Here is a 24,611-nt window from a genome sequence, read left to right on the forward strand (position 1 = left end):
CGTCATCCGGTTGCAGCCGCCTTTCTTCACCAATGGCAGCGGGGCCGCTGTGGCTTTGCCGGACGCGCCTAGAATGGGAGGGTGCGTCTGGACTCGCTCTCCACCCTGAATTACCGGAACCTCGCCCCCTGTACGCTGCGCTTTCCAGCCGGCGTGACGGGCGTGTTCGGAGAGAACGGCGCCGGCAAGACCAATCTGCTCGAAGCGGCCTTTCTGGCCCTGACCGGGCAGACGGACGTAACGCGCCTGGAACAGCTGGTGCAAAGCGGCGAAACCGAGGCCTACGTGCGCGCCGACCTGGAATCTGGCGGCAGCCTGAGCGTGCAGGAGGTGGGCCTGGGGCGCGGGCGGCGCCAGCTGAAACAGGACGGGGTCAGGGTCCGCACCGGCGACCTGCCGCGCGGCAGCGCCGTGTGGATTCGCCCGGAGGACAGCGAACTGGTTTTCGGGCCGCCGGCCGGCCGCCGGGGCTACCTGGATTCCCTGCTGTCACGGCTCAGTGCCCGCTACGCCGAGCATCTGGCGCGCTACGACCGCACGGTATCGCAGCGCAACGCGGCCCTGCGGGGCGGCGAGGAATGGGCCATGCACGTCTGGGACGACGCCCTGGTGCGCCTGGGCACCGAAATCATGACGGTGCGCCGCCGCGCCCTGGTGCGCCTGAATGAGCTGGCCGCCGAGGCCAACACAGCGCTGGGCAGCCACAAGCCTCTGACCCTAACCCTGCAGGAGTCCACGACCCCCGAGACCTACGCCGCCGACCTGGCCGCGCGCCGGGGAGAAGAATTGAGCCGAGGCTCCACGGTCACTGGTCCCCACCGCGACGACCTCGCGCTGACTCTGGGCGGGCTGGCGGCGGGCGAATACGCCAGCCGGGGCGAGGGCCGCACGGTGGCCCTGGCGCTGCGCCGCGCCGAACTGGAACTGCTCGCCGAGCGCTACGGCGAGCGGCCGGTCCTGCTGATTGACGACTTTTCCGCCGAACTGGACCCTGGACGCCGGGCCTTTTTGCTGGACCTGGCTGCCAGCGTGCCCCAGGCCATCGTGACGGGCACCGAGCGGGCCCCAGGCGCGGCGCTGACCATGCGGGCCCACGCGGGGCGCTTTACCCCGGAACAGGCCACCCCCGAACACGCCCCCGTCCCCGAGCGGGCCGAGGTGACCCGGTGACGCGCGGGCGGCGCCTGAGCGGCCCACGGCGCCTGGGGGACCTGATGGGCGCCACCCTGGGTACAGCGCGGCTGGCACGCGGGATTCAGCGGGCGCAGGCCATCTTGCTGTGGCCGCAGGCCGTGGGTCCAGACATCGCGCGCCTGACCCGGCCGCGCACCCAGCAGGGCAGCGTGCTGTTTATCGAGGTGCGCGACAGCGCCACGGCCCACCACCTCAGCATGCAGCGGCACCACTTCCTCAGGGCCCTGAATCCCCTGCTGGACACCCCGCTGACCGACCTGCGCTTTAGCGTGGGCACGGTGCGAGAGCCACCGGCCCCCGTCACGCCGCCGCCCCTGCCCGCCCCGGACCGGGCGCGGGCGCGGCAACTGGTGCAGGGGGTGGGCGACGACCTGAAACCGGCGGCGCTGCGGGCCGCCGAAGCCATTACCCGCGCCCGGAAGTGGCGCGAGGAACAGGGCTGGCGCCCCTGTCCAGTGTGCGGCGAGGCCAGCCGCGAGCAGCCCTGCCGCGCCTGCGACCTGACCCTGGCCGACCCCAACGTGCGCCGCGCCGCGCGCGCCCTGCTGCGCGCTCCCGAACGGCTGGACGCCCTGCGCGACACCATCGGTAACAGTGGTGTCAGCGCCGCGCGCCACCTGGCCCTGGAACAGCTGCGCGGACAGCTGAGCCTGCTGGCGCTGGAATGCGTGCGCAGCCCAGCGCCCGCTGAACAGGAAGACGGCTACCGCGCCTTTCTGGAGCAGCAGGCGCTGGTGTACCTGGCGCTCACGCTGGGCCGGCCCCGCACGGCGCTGCGCCGCTCGGACCGCGCAGCGCTGCCCGAGGCGGTGCGCCATGTCCTGAACGCCGGGCCAGGGCCAGCCGGACGGGAAGAAGGGCGGGCGTGAACGCTGGCAGGGGCGGTCTATGCTGGTGGGCATGACCCAGCCTCGCGGCCCGCAGCAGCCCACCTCTTCCGCGCCCGAGAGCGGCGCACAGTCCCACCGCGCCCGTGCGCCGCGCACGGTGCGGGCCGCCGTGCTGACCGTCAGCGACACCCGCACCCCCGAGACCGACGACAGTGGCGCCTACCTGCGCGCCCAGCTGGAGGCCGGCGGGCATCAAGTGGTGAATTACCGAGTGGTTCGGGACGACGCCGTGGACATCCGCTCGGCGCTGGTGGCCTTTTCGCGTGAGGCGGCGGTGGTGCTGTGCTCGGGCGGCACCGGGATTACGGGGCGCGACGTGACAGTGCCGGTGGTCGAGAGCATCATCACCAAACCCATTCCCGGCTTTGGCGAGCTGTTCCGCATGCTCAGCTACCAGCAGGTGGGCGGCGCCGCCATGCTGTCGCGGGCGGTGGCTGGCCTGGTGCGCGGCGCGGTCGTGTTCGCCATGCCCGGCAGCCTCAACGCCGTGCAGACCGCCTGGGACGGCATTCTGAAAGACGAAATTGGGCATCTGGTGTACGAACTAGAGCGCCAGGGCCAGCCCGGCGTGTTGACTGCCCCTGGACTGGCAACCCCTGGCGCCGCCAGCCCCAGCTTCTCTGGCCTGTCAGCCCCGGCAGCAGTGCCGATGCCCGGCACCGGGGGCGGCGCCGCCGCTGGCCTGGGCCGGCACCGCAAGAGCGACCGCGATGACTGAGCCGGCTTCAGGGCCGGTGCAGCAGCTGGCCGCTTTACTGGCCCCAGGCGAGCTGACCACACCGCTGCTGCTCGTTACGGCCCTCATTGTGGGGTACTGGCTGCTGCGGGTTGGGCAGGCGGCGCGCCGCAGTCTGATTCCGCGCGCGGCCCTGTGGGCCGTTCCTGGCCTGGCCCTGCTATTGCTCGCCCCGGTGCTGGACGTGCCCGCCCTGTTCGGGCTGGGGGCGGCCCTGCTGCTGCTGGCCGAATACTGGCCCGCTGCCTTTGTGCCGGCGACGCGCCGCCTGGATACGGGCTGGCCGCTCGTGGGGCTGCTGGTAGGGGGCGGGGCCACCGTCAGCGCGTGGCGCGGCGGCGACGCTGTGCTGCTGGCCGTGGTGGGCACGGTGCTGCTGCTGAGTGTAGGGGGCCTGCTGAGCGCAGCGCTGTTCCGCGCGCCGGCCAGCCGCGCCCCGCTGGGGTTCGGATCGCGCTGGAAGACGCCGGTCACGCCCCCCTGGCCCGAACTGAGCGTGACCCTGTCCGAGCGGGGCGCGCACCTGCGCAACGTGTCCGGCGGCCGCCTGCGCGTGGCCGGCTGGTCACCCGCTGGGGTGAACGCCTGGTACCGCGTGCGCACCGAGACCGGCGAAGCACTGGCCGAACTGGCGGCCGGCCAGGAAGCGGTGCTGCCGGTCAGCGTCTACGATTCGGGGGTGCGCGTGTGGTACGCCCCGGCCCGCACCCAGGCCACCCACCTGTTCCGCGCTGACTGGACCCCCCCGGCCTACGCGGAGCACCGTGTTCTGAATTGAATAGATAAGCCAACTTGCGCCTGACCGAGACGGCCGCAGAACTGCCAGTGCCTTTTATACGCCTATGGGTGCTCTCCTCTTCCTCGTCTTCAGGCCACCCTTCTCAAACCGACCTCGTCTGTAACGCCAACAAATCGGGAAGACCCGCTGTATAAGCTCCACGCCCGGAACCCGCTTGTTCTCTCCCTCACTTCGCTCGGATCTCATCGCTTATGCAAACGGTTCAATCCGAGTCCGTCGAACAGCCACCCCTGTTCCCCCTCCACATGAGGGACGTCTCACGCCACTCTTCATGAAGCGGGCTATGGTGGACCCATCGTGAGTCTGGTGTTCGAGTGGTCGGCGCTGCGCGCCCTGACAGAAGAAAAGGGCACGGGCGGCCTGCTGCGCCAGGCGCCGGACGACTTCCGGGTCGAGGAGCTGCCGGCCTATCCCCTGTCGGGCGAGGGCGACTTTCTGTATGTGCAGCTGGAAAAAACCGGGCACACCACCGCCCACGTCCTGCGCGAGTTGAGCCTGCAACTGGGGGTCAAAGACCGTGACATCGGCGTGGCGGGGCTCAAAGATCGCCATGCGGTCACAACCCAGTGGCTCAGTCTGCCGGCCAAAGCTGAAGGCCGCCTGGAGCAGTTTGCCCTGGACGGCGTGCGGATCCTGAACCTGACACGCCACACGAACAAGCTGGGCCTGGGGCACCTGCGGGCCAACCGCTTCACCGTACGGGTGCGCGGGGCGGCGGGTCAGGCCGAGGCGGCGGCGGCCCTCCTGGCCACGCTGGAGCAGCGCGGCGTGCCCAACTATTTTGGGCCGCAGCGCTTTGGGCTGGGTGGCCTGAACGCCGAAGAGGGCCTGCGGGTGGTGCGCGGCGAGTCACGGGTCCGTGACCCACGGGTGCGCCGGTTTCTGACCACCGCCCTGCAGAGCGTGGTGTTTAACGCTTTCGTCAATCTGCGTCTGGAAGCCGGGGTCTTTGACGCCCTGCTCGCGGGCGATATGGCCAAGAAACACGACACCGGAGGCGTCTTTCTGGTCGAGGACGCCGCCCTGGAAACGCCGCGCGCCGCACGCGGCGAGGTGAGCGCCACCGGCACGCTGTTTGGCAAGAAGGTGCGGCCCCTGACGGCCGAGGCCGGACAGCTGGAACAGGCCGCGCTGGGCGCCCTGGGCCTGACCCCCGAGATGTTTCTGTCCCGCAAGGGCGACCGCCGCCTGACGCGCGTGTTTTTGCAGGAGGCGACCACGCACCCTGAACCCGACGGCTTTACCGTGGCCTTTACCCTGCCGCGCGGCAGCTTTGCCACCAGCGTGCTGCGCGAAATCATGAAGACCGACGTGGACGCACTCGGTGCTCACCCAGACACGCCAGAGGATGACGCCCTGCTGGACGACGCTGGTGCAGAGGTGCTGGCGTGAGGCGCGCCGCCCTCCTCCGAATGGCGCTGGCCGTACTGACTGGCGTGGCTACCCTGCGGCCCGCGCAGGCCGCAGCCCCCACCCTGACCCTGAAACTGACCCACGGCGGCGCCCTGCTGACCGGCGCCCTAAGTGTGACCCGCGCCGACGAACTAACCGGCGTCTGGAGCAGCGTGGGGCGCGCCCGTATGCTGCGCTGCGCCCCCCGCTGCGAGGTGGTCAGCGGCCTGCCTGTGCAGGGCGTGCTGACACTGGGCGAGTCCAGCGGCTACCGCGTGGTGCTGGGCGGCAACTTCAAGGTGGGCCAGAAGGTCAGCCTGGTGCTGCGCTACCGCAACGCGCAAATTACCAACGTCATGGCCACGGTCGCCCGCTGAGAGGAGCCCCCAGAGCCCTCCTGAGTTTCTCGGCTTGAAGACGAATAATCCGGGTTTAACGGCATTTGCCTACCTTCGGGCAAGACCACTGTGAGGCCTGACGCCCAGCAGCGCCGGGCCTTCCTGGCCGCCGCATATGGCCCACTGGGTCAGCGCGTCTCTCTGGACGGAGAGTCAGCCGGGGTCTGGCCGACCTGGGCCACGCCGGGCACCCGCTGGGCCATCGTGACCGCCTGGAATCCAGGGGGAAAGCGCCAGAGCAACCGAGCCAATGAGACGGCGCAGGCCGCCTTGCGGCAGCAGGTCGCGCGGTGGGCGCCGCTGCCAGGGGTAAACGGCGACGGTCCGTGGCGTGAACCCAGTGTGGTGTTGCGTGGGCTTTCTGTGCGTGAGGCTGCCGCCCTGGGCCGCGCCGCCGGGCAACTGGCCGTGGTGTACGGCGTGGGCCGACGCGCCGCACTGGTGTGGCTAGAACGAGATCAGGTCCGGCTTGAACGGGTCTGGACCCAGCTGGAGGCTACAGGGGCTTGAAGGCGAAGCACCATTCTGTACTGGTCGTGCGAGGTCCTCGCGCCTGTTTCCCCACATTCCTTGCATCTCGCAACGGGTCTGGACGACTGCCGTGGGGCAGTGCAGACCGGGGTACGGCCTCTTGCACCCACACATCAAAGAAGAACGGGATGGTCAACGCTGCGCTGGGACGCCCGTTGTCTTCTCGTCGCTCTGCTGCGCCGCTCGCCCATTCCGGTCGTTTCGGCCAATGCTGAGGTCGGAGCGTGTGCCGTACGGACCCCTCCGATTTCAGTTCAGATCGGATACCCATAGATCTATCGTCAGGTGACCGTCTTCCCCTCTCAGCGAGACTACGCAACCCTCGTCTTTCATTGATCTAGAGAGCCCTTCCAATCACGCGGCCCAACCAGCCACCCCTTCTGCTTCTGGCACCTTCTTGTGCCCCAGCGGTATACTGCCCGCTTGTGACGCTGGACGCGACCGACGCCATCTCGCCGCTGGGGGTGCTGCCCGTGGCGGGGCCGACGTGCATCCACCTGCCCCTCAATATCTCCCCGCAGGAGCTGGCCCGCTACGCCGTGGGGCTGGCCAACGCACGCGGCGGCACCGTGCTGGTGGGCACAGATGTCCTGAATGCTGGCACCCCTGAGCGAGACGCCAGCGAGCTACATCCCCTGATGGTTACCCACGCCATCTTTGAGTTGTCGGGGGGCCGCCTGACCGTCAACGTGCAGCACCACCGTCTGCCCGGCGGCCTGAAGGTGCTGATGGTTTTCGTGCCGCACGCGCCCTATGTGCTGGCGGCGCCCGACGGCTCGGTCATCGCCTGGGACGGCGCGCATCTGGTGCCAGTCACGCCCTCGGCCGCTGAGCCGGTGGCAGACCAGGACTACACGGCAGTCGTGCCGCCCGACGCCTCGCTAGCCGACCTGGACCCCGCCGAGGTGGCGCGGCTGCGCGCCCTGGGACGGCGGGCCAGTGCCTCCAATCTCCCTGACCTGGACTTTCTGCGCGAACTAGGTCTGCTGGTGCCCAGCGGCGGCGCGCTTCGGCCCACGCTGGCGGCCATTTTGCTGGCCGGCACCCCGGCGGCGCTGCGGGCGCACGTCCCCCAGGCCGAGGTCTGCTTTTATCACCACGCGACCCCCGACCCCGAATTTCAGTTCCGGGAGGACCTGCTGCGGCCCATTCCGGCGCTGCTGACGCGCCTGGCCGAACTGATTCAGGCCAGAAACCGCTTTACGCCGGTGCAGGTGGGCCTCTTCCGTATTGAGGTCTGGGAGCAGGACGAGGTCGTGTACCGCGAGGCGCTGCTCAATGCCCTGACCCACCGTGACTACACGCTGCGCGACGCCGTGCATGTCCACTATTTTCCCGACCACCTGGACATCATGAATCCAGGCGGGCTGCCAGGCGGCATCACGCCGGGCAACATCCTGCGTCACCAGCCCAAGCGGCGCAATCCGCTGCTGGCCGAGGTGCTGTCGCGCCTGGGACTGGTGGAGCGTGCAGGCGTGGGCGTGGACAAGATGTACTCGCTGATGCTGCGGCACGGCAAAGAGCCCCCCGAGTTCACCACCTACCCCGACGCCGTGACCCTGTCTTTGCACTCGCCGGGCTTTGACGCCGAGTTCGTGCGTTTTGTGGCCCGCAAGCAGGAAGACATGCAGACCCTGTCGCTGGACATGCTGATTGTGCTGTCGGTGCTGGCCCGCGAGGGCGAGGCCACGCGCGCCTGGCTGGCCCGCGCCCTGCAACTGCCCGAAGACCGCACCCCACGGCTGCTGCGCGGCATGGAAGACCACGGCCTGATTGAGAAAGCTGGGGTCGGGCGCGGCATCGCCTATGTCCTGAGCGGTGAGGTTCAGGCGGCGCTGGGACGCGCGGCGCGGCCTTCAGCTGCGGCAGACCGCCGTATGGACCATGAGCCGCCGGCACCGCCACCTGTTGTGCCTGTGACACCAGCCCCCCCTGTGGAGCCCCGGCCCCCCGTGCGCCTGACGCGCGAGACCAGTGGCCCCACAGGCGCCGAAGTGCGCGCTGTGGCCCTGGCCCTGGCCCGCGAGCAGGGCCGGGTCAGAAATGTCGATGTGCGCGAGGCCTGCGGCCTGAACACCCAGCAGGCCTGGCGTGCCCTGCGGCATCTGGTTCAGGGCGGCCTGCTGCGCAAACTGGGCACTGGCACCCGCGACGCCGCCTATGAATTGGTGGACGCCCCCCGACCGGCCGCCCCCTGAGCAGAAAAGCTGGGTCAAGCCGGTGGGCAAAACCTTCTGGCCGCAGGGTCTCTCGGCTGAGCTGACCGCCCTGGGCCAGATCCTTGCACGCCGCACAGCCCCTTCCTCATTCACTTGAGTCAGGATGGAACTGTTTCCATTGACAGGCCAGAACCGGGCGTGTACGCTGAGCCTCACCAGAATTGAAAGATGTGGAACCGCTTCACAGAAGAGGCGGGCCGGGCCTGACCGGCACCCACCAAGGGGGATGCATGAAGAAAGCTATTGCGTTCATCAGCCTGACGGCGGCCATTGTGGCCAGTTCTCAGGCCAGCGCCGTCACCATCACCCTGGCCTGCGGGGCCGTGGGCCAGGAGCTGCAGCTGTGCCGCGAGGGCGCCGCGCGCTGGGCCAAGAAGACGGGCAACACCGTCAAGATCTTCGAGAGTCCCAACCTCACCAACGACCGCCTGGGCCTGTACCAGCAGCAGCTGGCCGCCAAGAGCAGCGATATTGACGTGTACCAGCTGGACGTGGTCTGGCCAGGCCTGCTGTCGCAGCACTTTGTGGACCTGAAGGGCAAGGTGCCCACCAACGAAATCAACGCCCACTTCAAGGGCATCATTGACGCCAACACCGTCAACGGCAAACTGGTGGCTATCCCCTGGTTTACCGACGCGGGCCTGCTGTACTACCGCACCGACCTGCTGAAGAAATATGGCTTCAGCGCCGCGCCCAAAACCTGGACCGAGATGGCCCTGATGGCCAAGAAGATTCAGGACGGCGAGCAGAAGACCAACAAGGCTTTTGCCGGCTACGTGTGGCAGGGCAAGAACTACGAGGGCCTGACCTGCGACGCTATGGAGTGGCTGGTTTCCTTTGGCGGCGGCACGATTGTGGACGCCAAGGGCAACATCACGATTAACAACGCCCAGGCGGCCAAGGCGCTGGACACCGCTGCCAGCTGGGTCAAGAGCATCAGCCCCGCCGGCGTGACCACCTACGACGAGGAAGCTGCGCGCGGTATCTTCCAGGCCGGCAACGCCGCCTTCATGCGCAACTGGCCCTACGCCTGGGCACTGGGTCAGGGCGCCGACAGCAAGGTCAAGGGCAAGATCGGCGTGGCGCCGCTGCCCAGTGGCGGCAGCCGCAACGCCGCGACCCTGGGCGGCTGGCAGCTGGGCGTCAGCACCTACTCCAAGAACCAGGCGGCCGCCATTGACCTCGTGCGCTACCTGGCCGGCCCCGCCGAGCAGAAGATCCGCGCCATTGAAGGGGCTTACAACCCCACCCTCCAGAGCCTGTACAAGGACAAGGACGTGCTGGCCAAGAACCCCTTCTTCGGCAGCCTGTACAACGTCTTTACCAGCGCTGTGGCCCGGCCGTCCGGCCCCACCAAGAGCAAGTACAACCAGGTGTCGCAGGCCTTCTCCTCTGCCGTCAGCGATGTCCTGAGTGGCAAGAGTAAGGGGCAGGCCGCCGTGACCAAGCTGGCGACCGACATCGCCCGCATCAAGGGCCGGGGCTGGTAAGCCTCTGGCGGTGGGGCTGCCTGGCCCCACCACTGCGGGGACGCCCAGCTGCCGGGTGTCCCCTTTTTCGTTCTGGTCACTGGACTGGCCCTGTCCATCCCCCCCAGGCCGCCGGTGGGGCTCGCCCGGCCGCCCCGTTGTTCACCAGGAGGTTTTCCCGAACATGACTGTTCAAACCACTGCCCCGGCCCGGCCGACCCGCACGCGCGGCATCGAAGCTGCCCGCGCGCGCCAGGCCATCTGGCTGCTGCTGCCCACCCTGATTGCCATTGCGCTGGTGGCGGGCTATCCGCTGTACCGCACCTTCTATTTCTCGCTGTTCGAGGCCAACCTGACCAGCCCCGAGCAGCGCACCTTCCTGGGGCTGGGCAATTTCTGGTTTACCACCGAAGACGGCATTGCGCTGGGCTTCCTGCAAGACCCCAAGTGGTGGGGCGCCGTCAAAAATACCCTGCTGTTTACGGTGGTGTCGGTCTTTTTAGAAACCGTGTTCGGGATGATTATCGCGCTGGTGGTCAACAGCGCCTTCAAGGGGCGCGCCCTGCTGCGCACCGCCATGCTGGTGCCCTGGGCCATTCCCACCGTCGTCTCGGCACAGATGTGGGCCTACCTCTACAACGATTCTTTTGGCCTGATTGGGCGCGGCATGCTGGGCGGCCAGGCGGTGCTGGCCAATACCGACACCGCCATCTGGGCGCTGGTGGCCGTGGATGTTTGGAAAACCACCTCGTTTATGGCGCTGCTGATTCTGGCCGGGCTGCAAAGCCTGCCGGGCGACATGTATGAGGCCGCGGACATGGACGGCGCCAGCAAGTGGACCCAGTTCTGGAGGCTGACGCTGCCGCTGCTGCGCCCGGCCCTGCTGGTCGCACTGGTCTTCCGCAGCCTTGACGCCCTGCGCGTGTTTGACGTGATGTCGGTGATGCTGGGCAATGTAAACGCCGCCGCCACATCTATGACCGGCTACGCCCGTCAGGCCCTGATTGACAACCAGCTGCTGGGCCTGGGCAGCGCCGTGAGCGTGGCGGTGTTTCTCATCATCATGGTGATTGTGGTGATGTACGTCACCGCCTTCCGCGTGAAGTTCGACTGAGGGGCCAGGGAGACACCCATGAATCTGAAAACGACCAACCCGGCCCTGTATTACCTGCAACGCCTGGCCTTTTATCTGCTGGTGCTGGTGATTGCGCTATACCTGCTGGCCCCATTTTTCTGGGCCGTGCTGACCAGCCTGCGCTCAGCGGGCGACCTGTTCCTGACCCCGGCCGAATTCATTGCGGCGCCCACGACTTTTAACAACTACGTGCAAGTCTTTGGCAACCCCAACTTTCAGCGCGGGCTGCTGTACAGCCTGATCGTGGCGGTGGGGTCGGTGCTGGTCAGCCTGCTGCTCGGCTCGTTTGCGGCCTACGCGTTGGGCCGCTTCCGATTTAAGGGCAAAGCCATCGTGCTGTACGTGATTCTGGCGGTCAGTGTCTTTCCGCAGATCGCCGTGCTGGGCGGGCTGTACACCCTGATTGGCAACCTGGGCTTGTACAACAACCCCCTGGGGCTCATCCTGTCGTACCTGATTTTTACTATTCCATTTACGGTGTGGGTGCTGACCAGCTTTGTGCGCGACATTCCCGCCGAATTAGAAGAGGCCGCGCTGGTGGACGGCGCGTCTCCTCTGCAAACGCTCTTTCTGGTGCTGTTTCCGGTCATGATGCCGGCGCTGGTGACCACTGGCCTGCTGGCCTTTATCAACGCCTGGAACGAATACCTGTTTGCCCTGACCTTCACCAGCACCAACCGCACGACGCCTGTGGTGATCGCCAATTATTCCGGCGCCACCCAGTTTGACCAGCCCTGGGGGCCGATTATGGCCGCCAGCATCGTGGTCACGGTGCCACTGATTATTCTGGTGCTGGTGTTCCAGCGCAATATCGTCTCGGGCCTAACCGCCGGTGCTGTGAAAGGCTAAAGACAAACCAGAAAGCGCCGCCCAAGGTAATGGGACGGCGCTTTCCTTCAGTTCAGGTGGCTTTCGGTGACCAGCGCGGCGCCGTAAGCCACCCCCACGTCGCGCAGCAGCTGCCGCGCCAGGGTCAGAAGGGCGTCCTCGCTGGTGTCTTCCAGTCGAAAAACCCCCTCTGACCCGTATTCACCCTGAAAGGCACCATCCAAACGGCGCACCCGCACCAGCACCTCACACAAGCCCAGCCGCAGCCAGGCTGCATGAAAACTGCCGTTGGGCGGAGGCCGGAGGCGCACCGTGGGGTCCAGGGTGAAGTCGAGGGTGACGTTGTTGAGCGGGAGGCCCGGTCCGCTGGCCGTTCGCAGGGCGTGGTAGAGGGCATTGAGGAAGGCCTCGCACGCCCGCTGCTCGGCCTGACGTGCGGCGGCGTGGCGGCGAATAACCGCTTGCAGCTCATCAAATTCGCTCATGGGCGCCAGGCCCGCAGGGGCGGTTTAGCTGTCCTGGCTGTCACTGTCGCCCATGTTGGTGCTGGGCGGGTCGCTGGCGTCCATGCTCTGGGTCATGGCGATGTCCTGCTTGTCCAGCCCCTCCCGGCGGTAATCGGCTGGGGACTTGTTCTCGGCGTCTACGGCGGCGTCAATCTGGGCTTCAGGGTTCTGGCGCCCCATGAACTGCAGGTCCACGTTGCTGATTTCGGTCTCGCTCTTGGTGTGGTCCGTGTGGCCTGTCAGGTCGTCAGCCGTGGGGGCCGTGCGGTCGTCGTGGTTGGTCATGGCGTTACGCTACCGCGCCTGCGCTGGGCGGCAGCTGAACGCCTTCTTCATGCAGCTTTAGACGCATGGTCTAACCAGCAAAAACTGACGGCCTGAGTGAAATCCCCCAGGCGCTTTCCATCTACCGTGTCTACAGATCGGGCAAGCACCCATAGGCTGTCGAGGCGCGCATCCTTTCAACGCCAAAGCTGACAGTGGCAGCCAGTTTTACCCAAGGGATCAAAGCTTCCCCCTGACTTCCACTGCTGCTGTCTGTTGAGGTGAAGCTCGTCTCAGAGCCGTTAAATGTAGCTGCTTTGGGTTCCACTGTGGGCGCCTCTTCTTCCGCAGAGCTGGTGGTACTCCACAATTTTGACCTCAAGACACAACGGCGCCTCCCCTCTTTTCTAGGTGCCTACGCGCCCAGCTTCAGGACGCTCTGGTTGCCGCGCAGCACATATACCAGCACGCCCAGGCCCGCCAGCACGGCGGCGCGGCGTTCGAGGTCGCGCACATCGTCTGGCGGGGCGCTCCACTGGCGCCGGGGCTGTTCGCCGGGTTCCAGATAGAACCCTTCGGGCAGGGCCACCAGACTGACGCGGCTGGCTGTGGCCCGCGCCTGCAGCGCCTGCTCGACCAGCGCCGGGGCCGGGTTGGCGCTCAGAATCACCAGATTGCCCCCAGCCCGGATGGGTGGCAACTGTGGGGGGGCCTGGGTGGGGGCCAGGCGGGCCAGGGTACCCAGAGCCGCGCGGAGCGATTGAGGATCGCGGCCGGTCGGCACCGGGGCCGCGCCTGTCGCCACCGCCACCGGCAGATTCAGGGCCAGGGCCTCCTGCACCAGACTGGCGCCCAGGCGCGCGGCGCTGTCGGCGTACACCTCGCCGCCGCCACTGGTGTCCACAAACACCGTGACGCTGCTGGCGGCCGTGCGGTCCAGTTCGCGCACAGTCAGGGTGCCGCTGCGGGCCGACAGGCGCCAGTGAACGCGGGCCGGCGGGTCTCCAGGCACATACTCGCGCGCGCCTCGCAGGCTGATGGGGTCGTCCAGCCCCAGGGTGCGGCTCAGGCCCCCCTCACTGAGCAGAGGCCGCAGCAGATCGGGCAGCCGCAGGCCGTGGGTGCCGGGAAACACATCCAGGGTCGTGGCGGGCGCCTCCAGGGGCGCGCTGTGCCAGAACAGCCCCAGCGGGTCTGACCAGGCCAGGGTGGCGCCCGGCCAGACAAACGTGCCGCGCCGGTTCAGGCGCACCGTGGTGTGCAGCTCGCGCTCGGTGTGGCCCAGGTGCAGGGCGCCCAGCTGCACCTCCTGCCCCGGCACGACGGCGCGCGGCGCAGGGTCATACACCACCACCCGCAGGGGGCGGCGGCTGCGGACTGTGACGCGCACGGTCAGCGGCCGGCTCTGGCCTTCAAAAGCCGTGGCGACCACCTCACGGGCGAGCGTGACCTGGGGCGGCCGGCGCGACCCCCGCCACAGCGCCAGCACCCCAACCCCCACCAGCGCCAGATACAGCAGGGCGGCCAGCAGCAGACTCATGCGGGCACAGGCTCGCTGGGCGCCCCTCCGGTGGGGGCAGGCTCGGCGGGCACCGGCTCCTGACGCAGCACTTCCTGCACAATCGCCTCTGCGGGCTGGCCCTGGAGGCGCGCTTCAATGTTCAGGCTCAGGCGGTGGGCCAGCACGGCCGCCGCCACGCGCTGCACATCGTCAGGCGTGACGAAGGCGCGGCCCGACAGCCAGGCGAGCGCCTGCGCTGACCCCTGAAGACCCAGGCTGGCCCGTGGCCCGCCGCCCAGAGCGACACTGGCGTGTGCGCGGGTGGCCCGGCTCAGGCGCGCGATATAGTCCTGCACCGCCCCCGAGACAAACACGCCGCGCACGGCGCTCTGGGCCGCCAGCAGGTCAGCGGGTGTCACCACTGCCCGCAGCGAGGTGATGGGATGTTCCCCCTGAAGGCGGGCGAGCATCTGCACTTCCTCCTGCACCGAGGGATACCCCACCGACAGGCGCAGCAGAAACCGGTCCAGCTGCGCTTCGGGCAGGCGGTAGGTGCCCTCGTGTTCCACCGGATTTTGCGTGGCAATCACCACGAATGGCCGGGGCAGCGGGTGGGTCACGCCAGATTCGGTGACCTGTCCCTCGCCCATCGCCTCCAGCAGCGCGGCCTGGGTCTTGGGCGTGGCGCGGTTAATTTCATCGGCCAGCAGCACCCCCGTAAAGATGGGGCCAGGGACGAATTCAAATTCACCTGTGGCGGGCCGGAACACGCTCACCCCGGTCACGTCGCTGGGCAGCAGGTCCGGGGTGAACTGCACGCGCCGGAAGCCCAGCCCCAGCGACACGGCCAGGGCGCGCGCCAGCATGGTCTTGCCGGTGCCAGGCGCGTCTTCAAGCAGCACATGCCCGCCGGCCAGAATGCCGGCCAGCGCCAGGCGGGTCACGTCTTCCTTGCCCACCAGCACCTGGGCAACGCTGCGGAGCACCGCGCGGGCAAATTCGGGGGTAGAAGGCAGAGGGGCAGTCTGGGTCATGGGGTGGCCTCGGGTGGGGTCAAGGTGGGGGCGATGGTCTGGATGGTGTGGGCGGCGGCCTCGGCAGCTTCAGCGGTCTGGTCGGTCAGCTGGCCGCCGTAACGCACCGGTTCGTACGCGGCGGTCAGGGTGTGCAGGGGCGCGGCCAGGCTGGGGTGCCCGCCGGTCAGGCGCGCCGCATACAGGGCCGGGGTTTCGTGGGGGGCGCGGCCCAGGCCGGCGTCGGCCAGGGCACCCAGCGCCGCGCGGTAGGCCTGCCGGACCCGGTGAAGGGGCTGAGCTTCGGCCGGGTCAGCGGGCGTGGCCGCTTCCTCAGTAACGTCGCCGGATAGAGAATCAGGCCGAAGCTTCAGCCGCAGCAGCCAGACGCCCATGGCCAGAAACATGATGGCCGTGAGCCACGGCAGCAGCTGAAGCAGTGGCAGGAGCGAGAATCTGGCGGCTGTCAGCTGCCCTTCTGGCCCACTGCTCTGCCCACCTTGGATTATGGTCGCTGCTGGGGGGATTGCCCCGCCACCAGCCCCGCCGCGCCAGAGCAGCACACCTGTGACCAGCCAGGCTATTCCCAGGACCAGTAACCCCACGATCATCAGGAGCTCGGCTGGGTGGGGGGGGCTCTGGCGCCGTCCCCGCCCCTGAAACAACCGGGCAGCCCCCACAAGGCACAGCAGCCCCGCCAGAAGCGTCAATTCTGCCGGGAAGCCCAATTGTCCCAGGTCCATCACTGGGGAGGGCTGAGCCATGACCTGCCCACCTGTTCCTCCCCTTTCTGCGCGGCCCACTGGACCAGATTGCGGCCGAGTGTCTGTGCGCGGCGGCAGCTCGGAGGTGATGGTGTCCAGCTGAACAGCTGACCACACAGGCGGCGCTGGGGGAAGCAACGCGGCCAACAGGACTAGACCGAGTAACCCGGCCCCCAGCAGACTCCACCAGCCACGGGGGGCCGAAGAGGTCAGGTCTGCCGCTTTCTGGTCTTGCCGCGCCAGGGCGCCGCCAAAAAGAGCCACCAGCACGAATGGCTGAGGAAACAGCGCCCCTATGAGCAGAGGGGCCAGCAAGCCGCGCCGCTGGCCTTCTTCCAGCGTATTGATGCCCCAAGTCAGGACGAAACCCAGGACACTCAGCAGCAAGTACTGTGCGCCCAGCGTCAGCAGATCACTTGGTTGACCTTGGCCTAAGGCGCTGGGCAGCGCGGTCAGGAGGTTCAGACCCAGAATGAGCTGGGTAATCAGCACCCGGCCCTGCGCCCACACCGGCCAGCGCACGCCAGCCGCCAGCAGCGCACACAGCGCCGCAGTGGTCCACAGCGGCAGCGCGCCGGCCAGGCACAGGGGCAGCAGAGCCACGCCGTACCGCAGCCACCGCCCGGCCACAGGCCGCGCCTGCGCGGCGGTCACCACAAGCGTCCAGAGTCAGCACCAATCATGTCTGCCGGAGGATACGCGCTCGGCGGCGCCTTGGTTTCCACACTTGCGGCCCAAAAGGGCGCCGCCCCGACACCAGTGCAGGTGCGGGGCGGCAGAGAATCTGGGGCTTAATCGAGGAAGTCGCGCAGTTTGCGGGTGCGGCTCTCGTGGTACTTGAGCTTGCGCAGCGCCTTGTTTTCAATCTGGCGAATGCGCTCACGGGTCACGCTGAAGCGCTGGCCCACTTCTTCCAGCGTGTGCTCGCGGCCATCTACGAGGCCCTTGCGGAACTTCAGGACCATCGCCTCGCGCTCGGTGAGCTTGGAAAGGGCCTTTTCCAGTTCCTCAGACAGCAGCGTCTTGGCAGCGTTCTCGACAGGGCTGTCGAGGTTCTCGTCGGGAATGAAGTCGCCGTAGAAGGAATCCTTCTCATCCCCGATGGGGGTTTCGAGCGACACCGGCTCCTGGCTGACCTTCTGCACTTCCTCGACCTTGGCGGCGTCCCAGCCGGGGCCCATCGCCTCAGCAATCTCCTCGTAGGTGGCCTCACGGGAGAGTTCCTGCTGCAACTGGCGCGCGGTGCGGGTCAGCTTGTTGATCGTTTCGACCATGTGCACCGGAATGCGGATGGTGCGGGCCTGGTCAGCAATGGCGCGGTTGATCGCCTGACGAATCCACCAGGTCGCGTAGGTGGAGAACTTGTAGCGGCGGCGGTACTCAAACTTTTCCACCGCACGGATCAGGCCCTGGTTGCCTTCCTGAATCAGGTCTAGAAAGCCCAGGCCGCGCCCGGTGTACTTCTTGGCAATCGAGACCACCAAGCGGAGGTTGGCTTCAATCAGGCCCTGGCGGGCCGCGGCGCCGTCTTCCATCTGACGCATCAGGCGGCGGCGGCCCCGGTCATCCAGGTCCAGGTCTTCGTCCAGCACCTTGCGGGCTTCTTCGCCCTCTTCAATGCGGCGGGCCAGCGCAATCTCTTCTTCCAGGGTCAGCAGCGGCACCCGGCCGATTTCATGCAGATACTGGCGCACCGGGTCGTTGGACACCGCGCGCGGCATGTCGTCGAAGTATTTTTCCTCGTCGTCATCCTGCGCGGCGGCGGCTGTGGTGCCTTCCTCGCCTTCCTCGCTCTCGGCGTCTTCCTCGTCATCGTCGAGGTCCTGCACCTCAATGCTCTGACCGGCCAGGAACAGCTGCATGTCCTCGAAGGCGTCGGGGCTTTCGGGGTCCAGCCCCGCCGCTTCCAGGGCGGCGGCCAGGGCTGTGGCGATGTCCTCGCTGGACAGCACGCCCGCTGCGCGGCCCGCCTTCAGCAGTTCCTGAATGCTGGGATGCGCGTAGTAGGGCTTCTCGGCGGGGCCACCCTTGACAGGCACGGCCGGTTTGGCACTCTTGGCTGGTTTGGCGGCCTTGGCACTGGCTTTGGTCGCTGGGGCGGCCTCCACAGGCGCCACAGGGCCCTCAGCAGGCAGGTCAGCGCTGGCCTCTGCGGCAGCCGCCTTGGGCTTGGCCTCTGCTTTCTTCGTGGGCTTGGGGGCCGCCTTGGCGGTGGCCTTGGGGGCCGGCTTTTTGGCAGGCGCCTCGGGTTTTTCGGCCGCCGCGGGCTTGGCAGCCTGTGGGGCAGCCTTGGCCGGAACAGGCGCGCTGTCGGAAGCAGGCTTGGGCGCACCCACACGGGCACGGGTGCGAACAGCGGCGGCTTTGGGCGCGGCGCCGTCAGGCTCGGGCGCGTCAACTTTCTTGCGGGTGCGAACGGGAGAATCTGCCATGCGGCCTCCTGTGGGGGTGCGTCTTGGGGCGGGGACATGCGGGCGGCGCGTGGGCAGGCACCCGGCGTCAGAACGGGTCAGTCTAGCAAACAGCGGCGCAGGGCGGGGGCAGCGAAGAAGCGGCGCGGAGCACAGTCACCGGGAGGCCAGTCAGGGTGGTCATCAGGTCTCCTCTGGCAGAGACGAGCCGCACGCGGCGCAGCTGGTGCGGCCCGAACAACCTGGAGCGCCCTGGGCAAGATGTCAGGCCAGGCGGCAACACTCGGAGCAGGGACAAGAGAGGCGGCGCAACACCAGAGCCGGGGCCAACAGGAAGATTACGAGGGAACCGGTCTACAGGTTCCCACACTCAGGCCGGGCGTGTGACGCTCAGAATCTTAAAGCCGCCTTCACGCCGCCGCTCACTGACTGCGCCGAGAGCCGCCAGGTCGCGCTCGTAAGGCAGCGGCTCGTTGGCCACCAGATACAGGGTGCCGCCGGGGCGCAGGCGGCGGGCAGCGGCCGCCATGAATTCCCGCGCCACATCCAGCACCACGCCGCGCCCCACATGAAAGGGCGGGTTGGTCAGGATGAGGTCGAAGGTGCGCTCTCCCAGGTCGGCGTCCACATCCGAATGAATGACCTCGCCGCTCAGGCCGCTGGCGTGCAGGGTGGCCTGGGCGCTGCGCACGCTGGCCAGGTCGCCATCCACCAGCACGGCCCGCGCGCCGCGCCGGGCGGCCCAGGCGCCGATCAGGCCGGTGCCGCAGCCCAGGTCCAGCAGGTCGCGGTTCTCCACCTCCAAGTCAGCCAGGGTGTCCAGCAGCAGGGCGGTGGCCTTGTCAGGCCGGGCGGCACTGAAGACGCCGGGGCCGCCCACCACCGTGACGCCGTAGGCCTCGTAGCCCTCGGGGGCGGGCAGTGGGGGCGTGGGGCCGGGGCGGCGCACCAGCCGCGCCACCCGCATCCCGCCGTCGCGGGCCACGGTCTCGCCGGCCCCGAAGGCCGCGCCGGCCTGACGGACGTAACGGTCAAAGCCTTTGTCACGGTCGCCGGCCAGGTACAGGGTGCCGCCGGGCGGCGTGCAGGCGTGCGCCCAGGCCACCTGCGCGGCGGCGTAGGCATTGCCCCGGTCCCCGGCCAGCACCAGCGCCACTGTGCGGGCACGTTCGGGCCAGCGCCCGGTCAGGGGGTCGCCGGGCACGGCCGGTTCCGAGTCCAGGCCAGCGGCCCGCAGCGCGCCCAGGGCGGCAGCGCTGCCCTCCACGGCGCGCAGGGTCACGCCGGGCAAGCTGGCCAGCAGCCCGCCCATGGCACTCAGGTCGAGCACCTCGCCCCTCACGCGGTCTTTTTTCATGGTCTGGGCCAGCAGCGCCTGGGCGTCGTCAATGCCGGGAAAGCCGCGCACGCCGCTTTTGGTCAGGGGCGCAGCCAAACCCTCCAGGCGGGGCGGCAGGAGGGCGGGCCGCACCTCGGCGTAGGGATGGTCGGAGGGCACCGGGCGGGCGGAGGGCCGGCCAGGAGCGTCGGGTTTCTGAAAGCGGATTTTCTGCCGGGGCCTGCGGGTCACGGGTACAGAGTGGCACATGCGGGCAGAGGAAGCGGCGGGGCCGCAAGACCAGGGGGCCTGACAGCGGTGTTCCACCGCAGGGAGGGCAGCTCGCCTTTCCAGTTCACAAAGGCCGCCTGAGACGGCGACTCGCTCAGCCGCGCATCTCCGGCGAGGCCTCTCAATTCAATGTCACACTCAAGCCTGCTCGGGGCGGCCCCTTCTGCTAGCGTGCCGGGCAGCATGACCCTTCCTTCTGTCACGCCCGACTGGGCGTATGAACGCGAACACTGGCGGCGCGGCTATTTTCGTGTGGCTGGCGTGGATGAGGCCGGACGCGGCGCCTGGGCTGGCCCGGTGACCGTGGCGGCCGTCATTCTGCCGGGCCTGGCCACGGATTATCCCTTCCGCGACAGCAAGCAGCTGACACCGGCAGTGCGCGAGGCCCTGGCCGTGCAGGTGCGCGAGGTGGCGCTCAGCTGGGCCGTCGAACACGCCTGGCCCGAGGAAATTGACCGCCTGAATATCCTGGGCGCCACCCACGCGGCCGCCTTGCGGGCGCTGGCGCGCCTGAACCCGCCCCCGCAGGCGCTGGTCACCGATTACCTGAAACTGCGCGCGGGCCTGCCCATCAGCGCGCCCCCCAGGGCCGACGCCCTGAGTTACTCGGTGGCGGCCGCCAGTCTGCTGGCCAAAACAGAGCGCGACCGCCTGATGCTGGAACTGGACGGCGAATACCCTGGGTACGGCTTTGCAGGGCATAAGGGCTACGGCGCTCCCGCCCACCGCGCGGCCTTGCAATCGCTGGGGGTCAGCCCGGTGCACCGCCGCTCGTTTGCCCCTGTCCGGGCGCTGCTGAGCCGCTCCGAGCCTTTGTTTGACCCACAATGAGGCCATGACGGCAACGGTTCTGTGTGTGGCCCGTGACAGCACCCACCGCTTTAGCAAGGTGCCCAGCCCGGCTATTACGCTGCTGGCCGGGCTGGGCGTGGCCGGGGACGCCCACGCGGGCCGCACCGTTCAGCACCGCTCCCGCGTGCGAGCCGACCCCACACAGCCCAACCTGCGCCAGATTCACCTGATTCACGCCGAGCTGCTGAACGACCTGGCCCTGCGGGGCTTCGCCGTGCGCCCCGCCGACCTGGGCGAAAATGTGACCACACGCGGCGTGGACCTGCTCGCCCTCCCGCGCGGCACCCGGTTGAGGCTGGGTGAGGCGGTGGTTGAGGTCACCGGACTGCGCAACCCGTGCGCGCAGATTGAGGCGTTTCAGCCAGGGCTCTTGAAAGAACTCGTGGGGCGGGACGAGGCAGGGCAGCCGGTCTTCCGGGCCGGTGTCATGGGTGTGGTGCTGGTGGGCGGCGACGTACAGCCCGATGACCCCATTGAGGTCACCCTGCCCCCGCAGCCGCACGAACGGCTTCGACGGGTGTAGAGGGAGCCTCTCAACGGCGGCACTTGGGGCAACTGGCGCCGCCTGCCGCAGTGCCGAGTGGCGTTCAAGCACCAGGAGAGGACCAACAGGTCCACACCCAGACCCTGCTCCTGCTGACTCTCTGGCGCCGCATGCCCAGTTCGTGCGGCCTGAAGCACTTGGAGGCGGTGGAATCAGAGAGTGCCTCAGTGAGCAGTCGTGAAGGAGACTGGTAGGCTTTCTCCCCGACACCCCTCACCGCAGGCCCCTGTGGTTAACCGCTCCAGGCTTGGTCCTCAGCCAGGCGGCGTTCGATGCCCAGTTGCGTTTCGGTGGGCCGGAACCCCACCCGCTCGTACAGGGCCTGGGCGTGGTAGCCAGGGTCAGCCACAATCACCAGGGTGCGTGTGCCCAGGGTCTGGCGCGCCCACTCGGCGGCCGTATGGACCAGGGTGCCGGCCAGGCCACGCGAACGCGCCTCAGGATGGGTCTCGACACTCTGGTAGCGGGCCACGCCCTGCCCCGCGTCAAAGATGCCCAGGCCGCTCAGCATGGTGCCGTCAGCCTCAAAAGCGCCAAACACCGCGCCCTGACCGGCCGCCTGCATGGCGCGGTAGGACGCCAGCTTGCGCATCGCAAATTCACGGTAAGCCTCAGAGTCCAGCGGCTCTGGGCTGGCCGCATTGACGGCCAGACGCAGCGCCAGGGCCGCGTCCCAGTCGGCCGCGCTGCTCAGTGGCCGCCGCTCGGCGTCACGGTTCAGGCGGGTGGGCGGCACTGTGCGGATGGTGGTGAGCACGGTGTCCTCGTGAACGCCGTACCCAGCGGCGCGAAACTCATCGGCCGCGCCCTCGTCGCCGCCGGGGGTGTCCACCCCGAAGGTGCGGTGGGTGGTTCCCGGATGGGCCGCCACAAAGGCCGCTTCCCAGCGTGTCAGGTCGCCCGGCTGCGGCGGCGCCGGCATCAGCAGAAAGTTCCCCCACCAGAAGGTCGGATTGTGCGGCGAGCGAATGACGGTGGCGGCCGGGCCGCGCTCAATCTGGGCGCCCTCAAGGCGGCGCAGGGCCAGGTCGGTAAAATACGCCAGAGACGTGGACATGGCTGCAGGCTAAGGCAGCCCCGGCGCGCGCCGCATCCGCCGCCTGGCTCAGGGCGTGCCCGGCAAATACTGCCAGTCCACGCCGCTGAGGGCCGCACTGGCGCTGAGGCTGACCGTCACGGCTGCCGAAGTTTGTTCGGTGCGGGTCACCAGGGTGTTCCAGCCGCGCGCCAGGGTCAGGGCCGCCTGCACGCGGCCTGGCACGACCTGCCCACCAGATAGCGTCACGGTGCAGATCCGGGCACCGCTCAAGATGGCGGGGCGCTCGGCGTACAGAAACTGCCGTGTGGTCAGCACGACGTTGACCGGACTTGCCTGCAACGTGACCGCCGAGGTCGCCGGATTCAGGCGGCCAGCCACCTGGCCGCTGGCAAGAAAGCGGCCGGCCCGCAGCAGCAGCAGCCGGGCAGTGGGTGGGCTCAGGATTGGGGCCCCACGGCACTGCGCGCCCTGCACCGCCGCCGGAAAAGCGGTCAGCTCTTCGGCCAGCGTTCCCGTCTGCGGTGGGGGACTGGGCAGGGTCAGGGTATAGGCGCCGCCAGCCTCCACTGCCCCCCGCACGATGTCGCGTTCGGCGCCGTCCAACACCGCAGTCAGAATGACTTCCCCCCGAGCAGGCGGATAAATCACAGTGCCGCCGCCCTGGGCGGGCGGGGCGTAGGCCGAGCAGGCGAACAGGCCTGCCGTCAGCACCATCCGCAGGAACGCCAGGGCCAGCGCATCAACTGACATATGCCAGAAACTTAACACTCTGGGCCGGGAGGAGACCTTAACGGTGGGCAAAAGTAGAGAGACATGAAGTGCTGCCCTGCCTGAGCAAAGACTCGTGTTCGTCTCTCCAAGTAGTCCAGATAAATAGAGCAAACACCTCGCTGCCGTTATTCGGAAGCCACAGAGACACCACGTCTCAAGAGAGCCTTTGAATGCGCCTCTTGTTTGAGACGCCAGAGAGACAGACTCCCACTCACCGAGACTTCACCCTTCGCGTTGCAGGCTTTGCCCCGTCTCGGTGCAGCGGCCTATTCAATCTGATGCCCTTAGTCGCTTTCCACCGCGATACACTGACGCTCTGTGTCCAATCCGCTGCCGCCTCGCCCTGAGCTGCTCCGCGCTCCCCAGTTTCCCAGGTCGCAGGCCTACGATCCGGCGTGGATTATTCAGCACGAAATGGGTCCCCACGCCCTCTGGCTTACAGAATGGCTGTGTGAAGTCATGCACCTGCGGCCGGGCATGCGGGTGCTTGACCTGGCCTGCGGCCGGGCCCTAAGTTCCATCTTTCTTGCACGCGAATTTGGGGTTCAGGTGTGGGCGACCGATCTCTGGATCTCCGCCACCGACAATGCAGAGCGAATTCGGGGGGCGGCCCTTCAGGATCAGGTGTTTCCCATCCATGCGGACGCGCGCCACCTGCCTTTTGCCGACGAATTCTTTGATGCCATCCTCTGCATTGACGCGTTTGAATACTTCGGCACCGACGCCTCGTTTCTGCCTTCCCTCATTCGGTATCTCAAGCCAGGCCATCAGGTCGGCATCGTCAACGCAGGGGTGCAAACGGAAATGGACGAGTTGCCCGGAGAGTGGCCACCTGATTTTGCCGCCTTCCATACGCCGGCCTGGTGGCGCCGCCACTGGACGATGTCACGCACGGTGCAGGTGGAAAGAGCAGAGCAGATGCCAGGGGGCCGAGCGCTGTGGATGCAGTGGAATGAGGCCGTGGGGTCGGAAAACAGCTATCTGACGACAGAGGCTGGAGCGCACCTGGGCTTTCACCGGGTGGTAGCCCGGCGCACAGGCTAGGGTGGCGCGCAGGTAGTGGGCACCTACGGCTTGACGCTCTCGATCAATTCGAACAGCGCAGTCTTCCAATCGCTCTCTCCCGGCGAGTCCAAGGCAACAGCGTCATGTTGAAGCCACTCGAATTCTCCCAACATCTCTTGGCCGCTGTGGGCCGCGCTAGAGTCAACGGGGCAGTCCTCAGTCGGCGCGGCTGGTGGACTACGCCTATGTTTCTTGCGCGCCCCCTGGAGCCGTTATGCCCATTCGAATGATGACCCTCTGCTGCGCCGCCCTTCTGCTCCTGGGCATTTCGGCGGCTCCCCCTGCGCCCCGCACCCTGAGTTTTACAGTGGGCGCTGCCGGACAGGACATTGCGGTGCAACCTGGAGACCTGCTGCGCTTTTCTCTTAGCGCGGCGGCCGGGACAGGCTATACCTGGCGGGCGCTGGAGGTGGACCCGGCCTTTCTGACCCTGGTGGAGAAACGCACATCCAGCGTGGTCCCCGCCCAAGGGGGCGTGCCCGTCGTTGGTGGGCCAGGGCCCCTCACGGTCTACACCTACCGGGTAACCGCGGCCCTCAAGCAGGGAACAACTGACCTCACTGTCCCCCTGTATTTCGCGCACCTCCCACCTGGCCGGGCCTTTACTGCCGATGTTCGACTGGTTCAGTTCAATCTCATCGCGCGCTGACACCGCACAGATGAGACTGGTCACTGCGGCCG

Annotated in this window: 24 protein-coding genes; 15 read left to right on the forward strand and 9 right to left on the reverse strand. The window is 67.8% G+C overall.

Going from position 1 to position 24,611, the window contains the following annotated elements; all coding sequences use genetic code 11:
- Positions 1-81: 81 nt before the first annotated feature.
- The 11 genes from recF to GO986_RS04705 all read left to right on the forward strand — a co-directional run bounded on the left by recF (position 82) and on the right by GO986_RS04705 (position 11,612).
- Positions 82-1,170, forward strand: a complete 1,089-nt coding sequence (gene recF / locus GO986_RS04655; protein ID WP_369409149.1) for a DNA replication/repair protein RecF — start codon at positions 82-84, stop codon at positions 1,168-1,170.
- A complete protein-coding gene (locus tag GO986_RS04660) occupies positions 1,167-2,063 on the forward strand; it encodes a DciA family protein (RefSeq protein ID WP_369409150.1) in 897 nt (298 codons plus the stop codon). The genes recF and GO986_RS04660 overlap by 4 nt, the downstream gene beginning before the upstream one ends.
- A gap of 31 nt (positions 2,064-2,094) precedes the next feature.
- Positions 2,095-2,802, forward strand: coding sequence for a MogA/MoaB family molybdenum cofactor biosynthesis protein (locus tag GO986_RS04665; protein ID WP_157458103.1), 708 nt, complete (start codon positions 2,095-2,097; stop codon positions 2,800-2,802).
- On the forward strand, positions 2,795-3,598 hold the full coding sequence (locus tag GO986_RS04670) for a hypothetical protein (protein WP_157458104.1): 804 nt from the start codon (positions 2,795-2,797) through the stop codon (positions 3,596-3,598). The genes GO986_RS04665 and GO986_RS04670 overlap by 8 nt, the downstream gene beginning before the upstream one ends.
- A 318-nt stretch (positions 3,599-3,916) precedes the next feature.
- Entirely contained in the window at positions 3,917-5,011 is a 1,095-nt protein-coding gene (gene truD / locus GO986_RS04675) for a tRNA pseudouridine(13) synthase TruD (RefSeq protein ID WP_369409151.1), read from the forward strand.
- Entirely contained in the window at positions 5,008-5,388 is a 381-nt protein-coding gene (locus GO986_RS04680) for a hypothetical protein (RefSeq protein WP_369409152.1), read from the forward strand. Before truD ends, GO986_RS04680 begins: the two co-directional genes overlap by 4 nt.
- 90 nt (positions 5,389-5,478) lie before the next feature.
- The gene (locus GO986_RS04685) at positions 5,479-5,919 is read left to right on the forward strand and encodes a DUF3293 domain-containing protein (protein ID WP_369409153.1); all 441 of its coding nucleotides are present in this window, start codon (positions 5,479-5,481) and stop codon (positions 5,917-5,919) included.
- 446 nt (positions 5,920-6,365) lie between these two features.
- Entirely contained in the window at positions 6,366-8,138 is a 1,773-nt protein-coding gene (locus tag GO986_RS04690) for an ATP-binding protein (RefSeq protein WP_369409154.1), read from the forward strand.
- Positions 8,139-8,389: 251 nt separating this feature from the next.
- Positions 8,390-9,649, forward strand: a complete 1,260-nt coding sequence (locus GO986_RS04695) for an ABC transporter substrate-binding protein (protein ID WP_157458105.1) — start codon at positions 8,390-8,392, stop codon at positions 9,647-9,649.
- A 163-nt stretch (positions 9,650-9,812) separates the two neighbouring features.
- Complete coding sequence (locus GO986_RS04700) at positions 9,813-10,742, forward strand: carbohydrate ABC transporter permease (protein ID WP_157458106.1); 930 nt, start codon at positions 9,813-9,815, stop codon at positions 10,740-10,742.
- 18 nt (positions 10,743-10,760) lie between these two features.
- Positions 10,761-11,612, forward strand: a complete 852-nt coding sequence (locus tag GO986_RS04705; RefSeq protein ID WP_157458107.1) for a carbohydrate ABC transporter permease — start codon at positions 10,761-10,763, stop codon at positions 11,610-11,612.
- A gap of 47 nt (positions 11,613-11,659) precedes the next feature.
- On the opposite strand, the gene GO986_RS04710 is transcribed toward GO986_RS04705, so the two are convergent.
- From GO986_RS04710 to GO986_RS04740, 7 genes are all read right to left on the reverse strand, one after another.
- A complete protein-coding gene (locus tag GO986_RS04710) occupies positions 11,660-12,076 on the reverse strand; it encodes a hypothetical protein (RefSeq protein ID WP_157458108.1) in 417 nt (138 codons plus the stop codon).
- Between the two features lie 24 nt (positions 12,077-12,100).
- A complete protein-coding gene (locus GO986_RS04715) occupies positions 12,101-12,382 on the reverse strand; it encodes an M-like protein (protein WP_232337411.1) in 282 nt (93 codons plus the stop codon).
- Between the two features lie 394 nt (positions 12,383-12,776).
- The gene (locus tag GO986_RS04720) at positions 12,777-13,901 is read right to left on the reverse strand and encodes a DUF58 domain-containing protein (RefSeq protein ID WP_157458109.1); all 1,125 of its coding nucleotides are present in this window, start codon (positions 13,899-13,901) and stop codon (positions 12,777-12,779) included.
- On the reverse strand, positions 13,898-14,896 hold the full coding sequence (locus tag GO986_RS04725) for an AAA family ATPase (RefSeq protein ID WP_157458110.1): 999 nt from the start codon (positions 14,894-14,896) through the stop codon (positions 13,898-13,900). The genes GO986_RS04720 and GO986_RS04725 overlap by 4 nt, the downstream gene beginning before the upstream one ends.
- Entirely contained in the window at positions 14,893-16,293 is a 1,401-nt protein-coding gene (locus tag GO986_RS23375; protein ID WP_157458111.1) for a DUF4129 domain-containing protein, read from the reverse strand. The genes GO986_RS04725 and GO986_RS23375 overlap by 4 nt, the downstream gene beginning before the upstream one ends.
- A 137-nt stretch (positions 16,294-16,430) precedes the next feature.
- The gene (gene rpoD, locus GO986_RS04735; RefSeq protein ID WP_157458112.1) at positions 16,431-18,071 is read right to left on the reverse strand and encodes an RNA polymerase sigma factor RpoD; all 1,641 of its coding nucleotides are present in this window, start codon (positions 18,069-18,071) and stop codon (positions 16,431-16,433) included.
- A 349-nt stretch (positions 18,072-18,420) separates the two neighbouring features.
- Positions 18,421-19,620, reverse strand: a complete 1,200-nt coding sequence (locus GO986_RS04740) for a class I SAM-dependent methyltransferase (protein ID WP_369409155.1) — start codon at positions 19,618-19,620, stop codon at positions 18,421-18,423.
- 222 nt (positions 19,621-19,842) lie between these two features.
- Between GO986_RS04740 and rnhB the strand changes: the two genes are divergently transcribed.
- Both rnhB and GO986_RS04750 read left to right on the forward strand, forming a co-directional pair.
- Positions 19,843-20,490: a ribonuclease HII gene (gene rnhB / locus GO986_RS04745; protein WP_157458113.1), complete on the forward strand. Its 648-nt coding sequence runs from the start codon at positions 19,843-19,845 to the stop codon at positions 20,488-20,490.
- A gap of 4 nt (positions 20,491-20,494) precedes the next feature.
- Entirely contained in the window at positions 20,495-21,034 is a 540-nt protein-coding gene (locus tag GO986_RS04750) for an MOSC domain-containing protein (RefSeq protein WP_157458114.1), read from the forward strand.
- A gap of 253 nt (positions 21,035-21,287) precedes the next feature.
- Here the strand turns inward: GO986_RS04750 and GO986_RS04755 are convergent, their stop codons facing one another.
- Complete coding sequence (locus GO986_RS04755) at positions 21,288-22,112, reverse strand: GNAT family N-acetyltransferase (RefSeq protein WP_157458115.1); 825 nt, start codon at positions 22,110-22,112, stop codon at positions 21,288-21,290.
- A 48-nt stretch (positions 22,113-22,160) separates the two neighbouring features.
- Positions 22,161-22,844 carry a hypothetical protein gene (locus GO986_RS04760; protein WP_157458116.1) on the reverse strand — a complete coding sequence of 228 codons (684 nt, stop codon included), beginning with the start codon at positions 22,842-22,844 and terminating at the stop codon, positions 22,161-22,163.
- A 339-nt stretch (positions 22,845-23,183) separates the two neighbouring features.
- Here GO986_RS04760 and GO986_RS04765 point away from each other — a divergent pair, with 339 nt between their 5' ends.
- Entirely contained in the window at positions 23,184-23,909 is a 726-nt protein-coding gene (locus tag GO986_RS04765; protein ID WP_198170407.1) for an SAM-dependent methyltransferase, read from the forward strand.
- A 235-nt stretch (positions 23,910-24,144) separates the two neighbouring features.
- Positions 24,145-24,579 (forward strand): protease inhibitor I42 family protein, encoded by a 435-nt coding sequence (locus GO986_RS04770; RefSeq protein WP_157458117.1) that lies wholly within the window; start codon positions 24,145-24,147, stop codon positions 24,577-24,579.
- Positions 24,580-24,611 lie beyond the last annotated feature (32 nt).

The sequence above is a fragment of the Deinococcus arboris genome (genome assembly GCF_009755355.1).
Lineage (GTDB): Bacteria > Deinococcota > Deinococci > Deinococcales > Deinococcaceae > Deinococcus > Deinococcus betulae.

Coding starts and splice junctions, on each gene's coding strand:
- GO986_RS04665 (WP_157458103.1), top strand. CDS start 2,095: ATGACCCAGCCTCGCGGCCCGCAGCAGCCCACCTCTTCCGCGCCCGAG.
- GO986_RS04670 (WP_157458104.1), top strand. CDS start 2,795: ATGACTGAGCCGGCTTCAGGGCCGGTGCAGCAGCTGGCCGCTTTACTG.
- GO986_RS04695 (WP_157458105.1), top strand. CDS start 8,390: ATGAAGAAAGCTATTGCGTTCATCAGCCTGACGGCGGCCATTGTGGCC.
- GO986_RS04700 (WP_157458106.1), top strand. CDS start 9,813: ATGACTGTTCAAACCACTGCCCCGGCCCGGCCGACCCGCACGCGCGGC.
- GO986_RS04705 (WP_157458107.1), top strand. CDS start 10,761: ATGAATCTGAAAACGACCAACCCGGCCCTGTATTACCTGCAACGCCTG.
- GO986_RS04710 (WP_157458108.1), bottom strand. CDS start 12,076: ATGAGCGAATTTGATGAGCTGCAAGCGGTTATTCGCCGCCACGCCGCC.
- GO986_RS04715 (WP_232337411.1), bottom strand. CDS start 12,382: ATGACCAACCACGACGACCGCACGGCCCCCACGGCTGACGACCTGACA.
- GO986_RS04720 (WP_157458109.1), bottom strand. CDS start 13,901: ATGAGTCTGCTGCTGGCCGCCCTGCTGTATCTGGCGCTGGTGGGGGTT.
- GO986_RS04725 (WP_157458110.1), bottom strand. CDS start 14,896: ATGACCCAGACTGCCCCTCTGCCTTCTACCCCCGAATTTGCCCGCGCG.
- rpoD (WP_157458112.1), bottom strand. CDS start 18,071: ATGGCAGATTCTCCCGTTCGCACCCGCAAGAAAGTTGACGCGCCCGAG.
- rnhB (WP_157458113.1), top strand. CDS start 19,843: ATGACCCTTCCTTCTGTCACGCCCGACTGGGCGTATGAACGCGAACAC.
- GO986_RS04750 (WP_157458114.1), top strand. CDS start 20,495: ATGACGGCAACGGTTCTGTGTGTGGCCCGTGACAGCACCCACCGCTTT.
- GO986_RS04755 (WP_157458115.1), bottom strand. CDS start 22,112: ATGTCCACGTCTCTGGCGTATTTTACCGACCTGGCCCTGCGCCGCCTT.
- GO986_RS04760 (WP_157458116.1), bottom strand. CDS start 22,844: ATGTCAGTTGATGCGCTGGCCCTGGCGTTCCTGCGGATGGTGCTGACG.
- GO986_RS04770 (WP_157458117.1), top strand. CDS start 24,145: ATGCCCATTCGAATGATGACCCTCTGCTGCGCCGCCCTTCTGCTCCTG.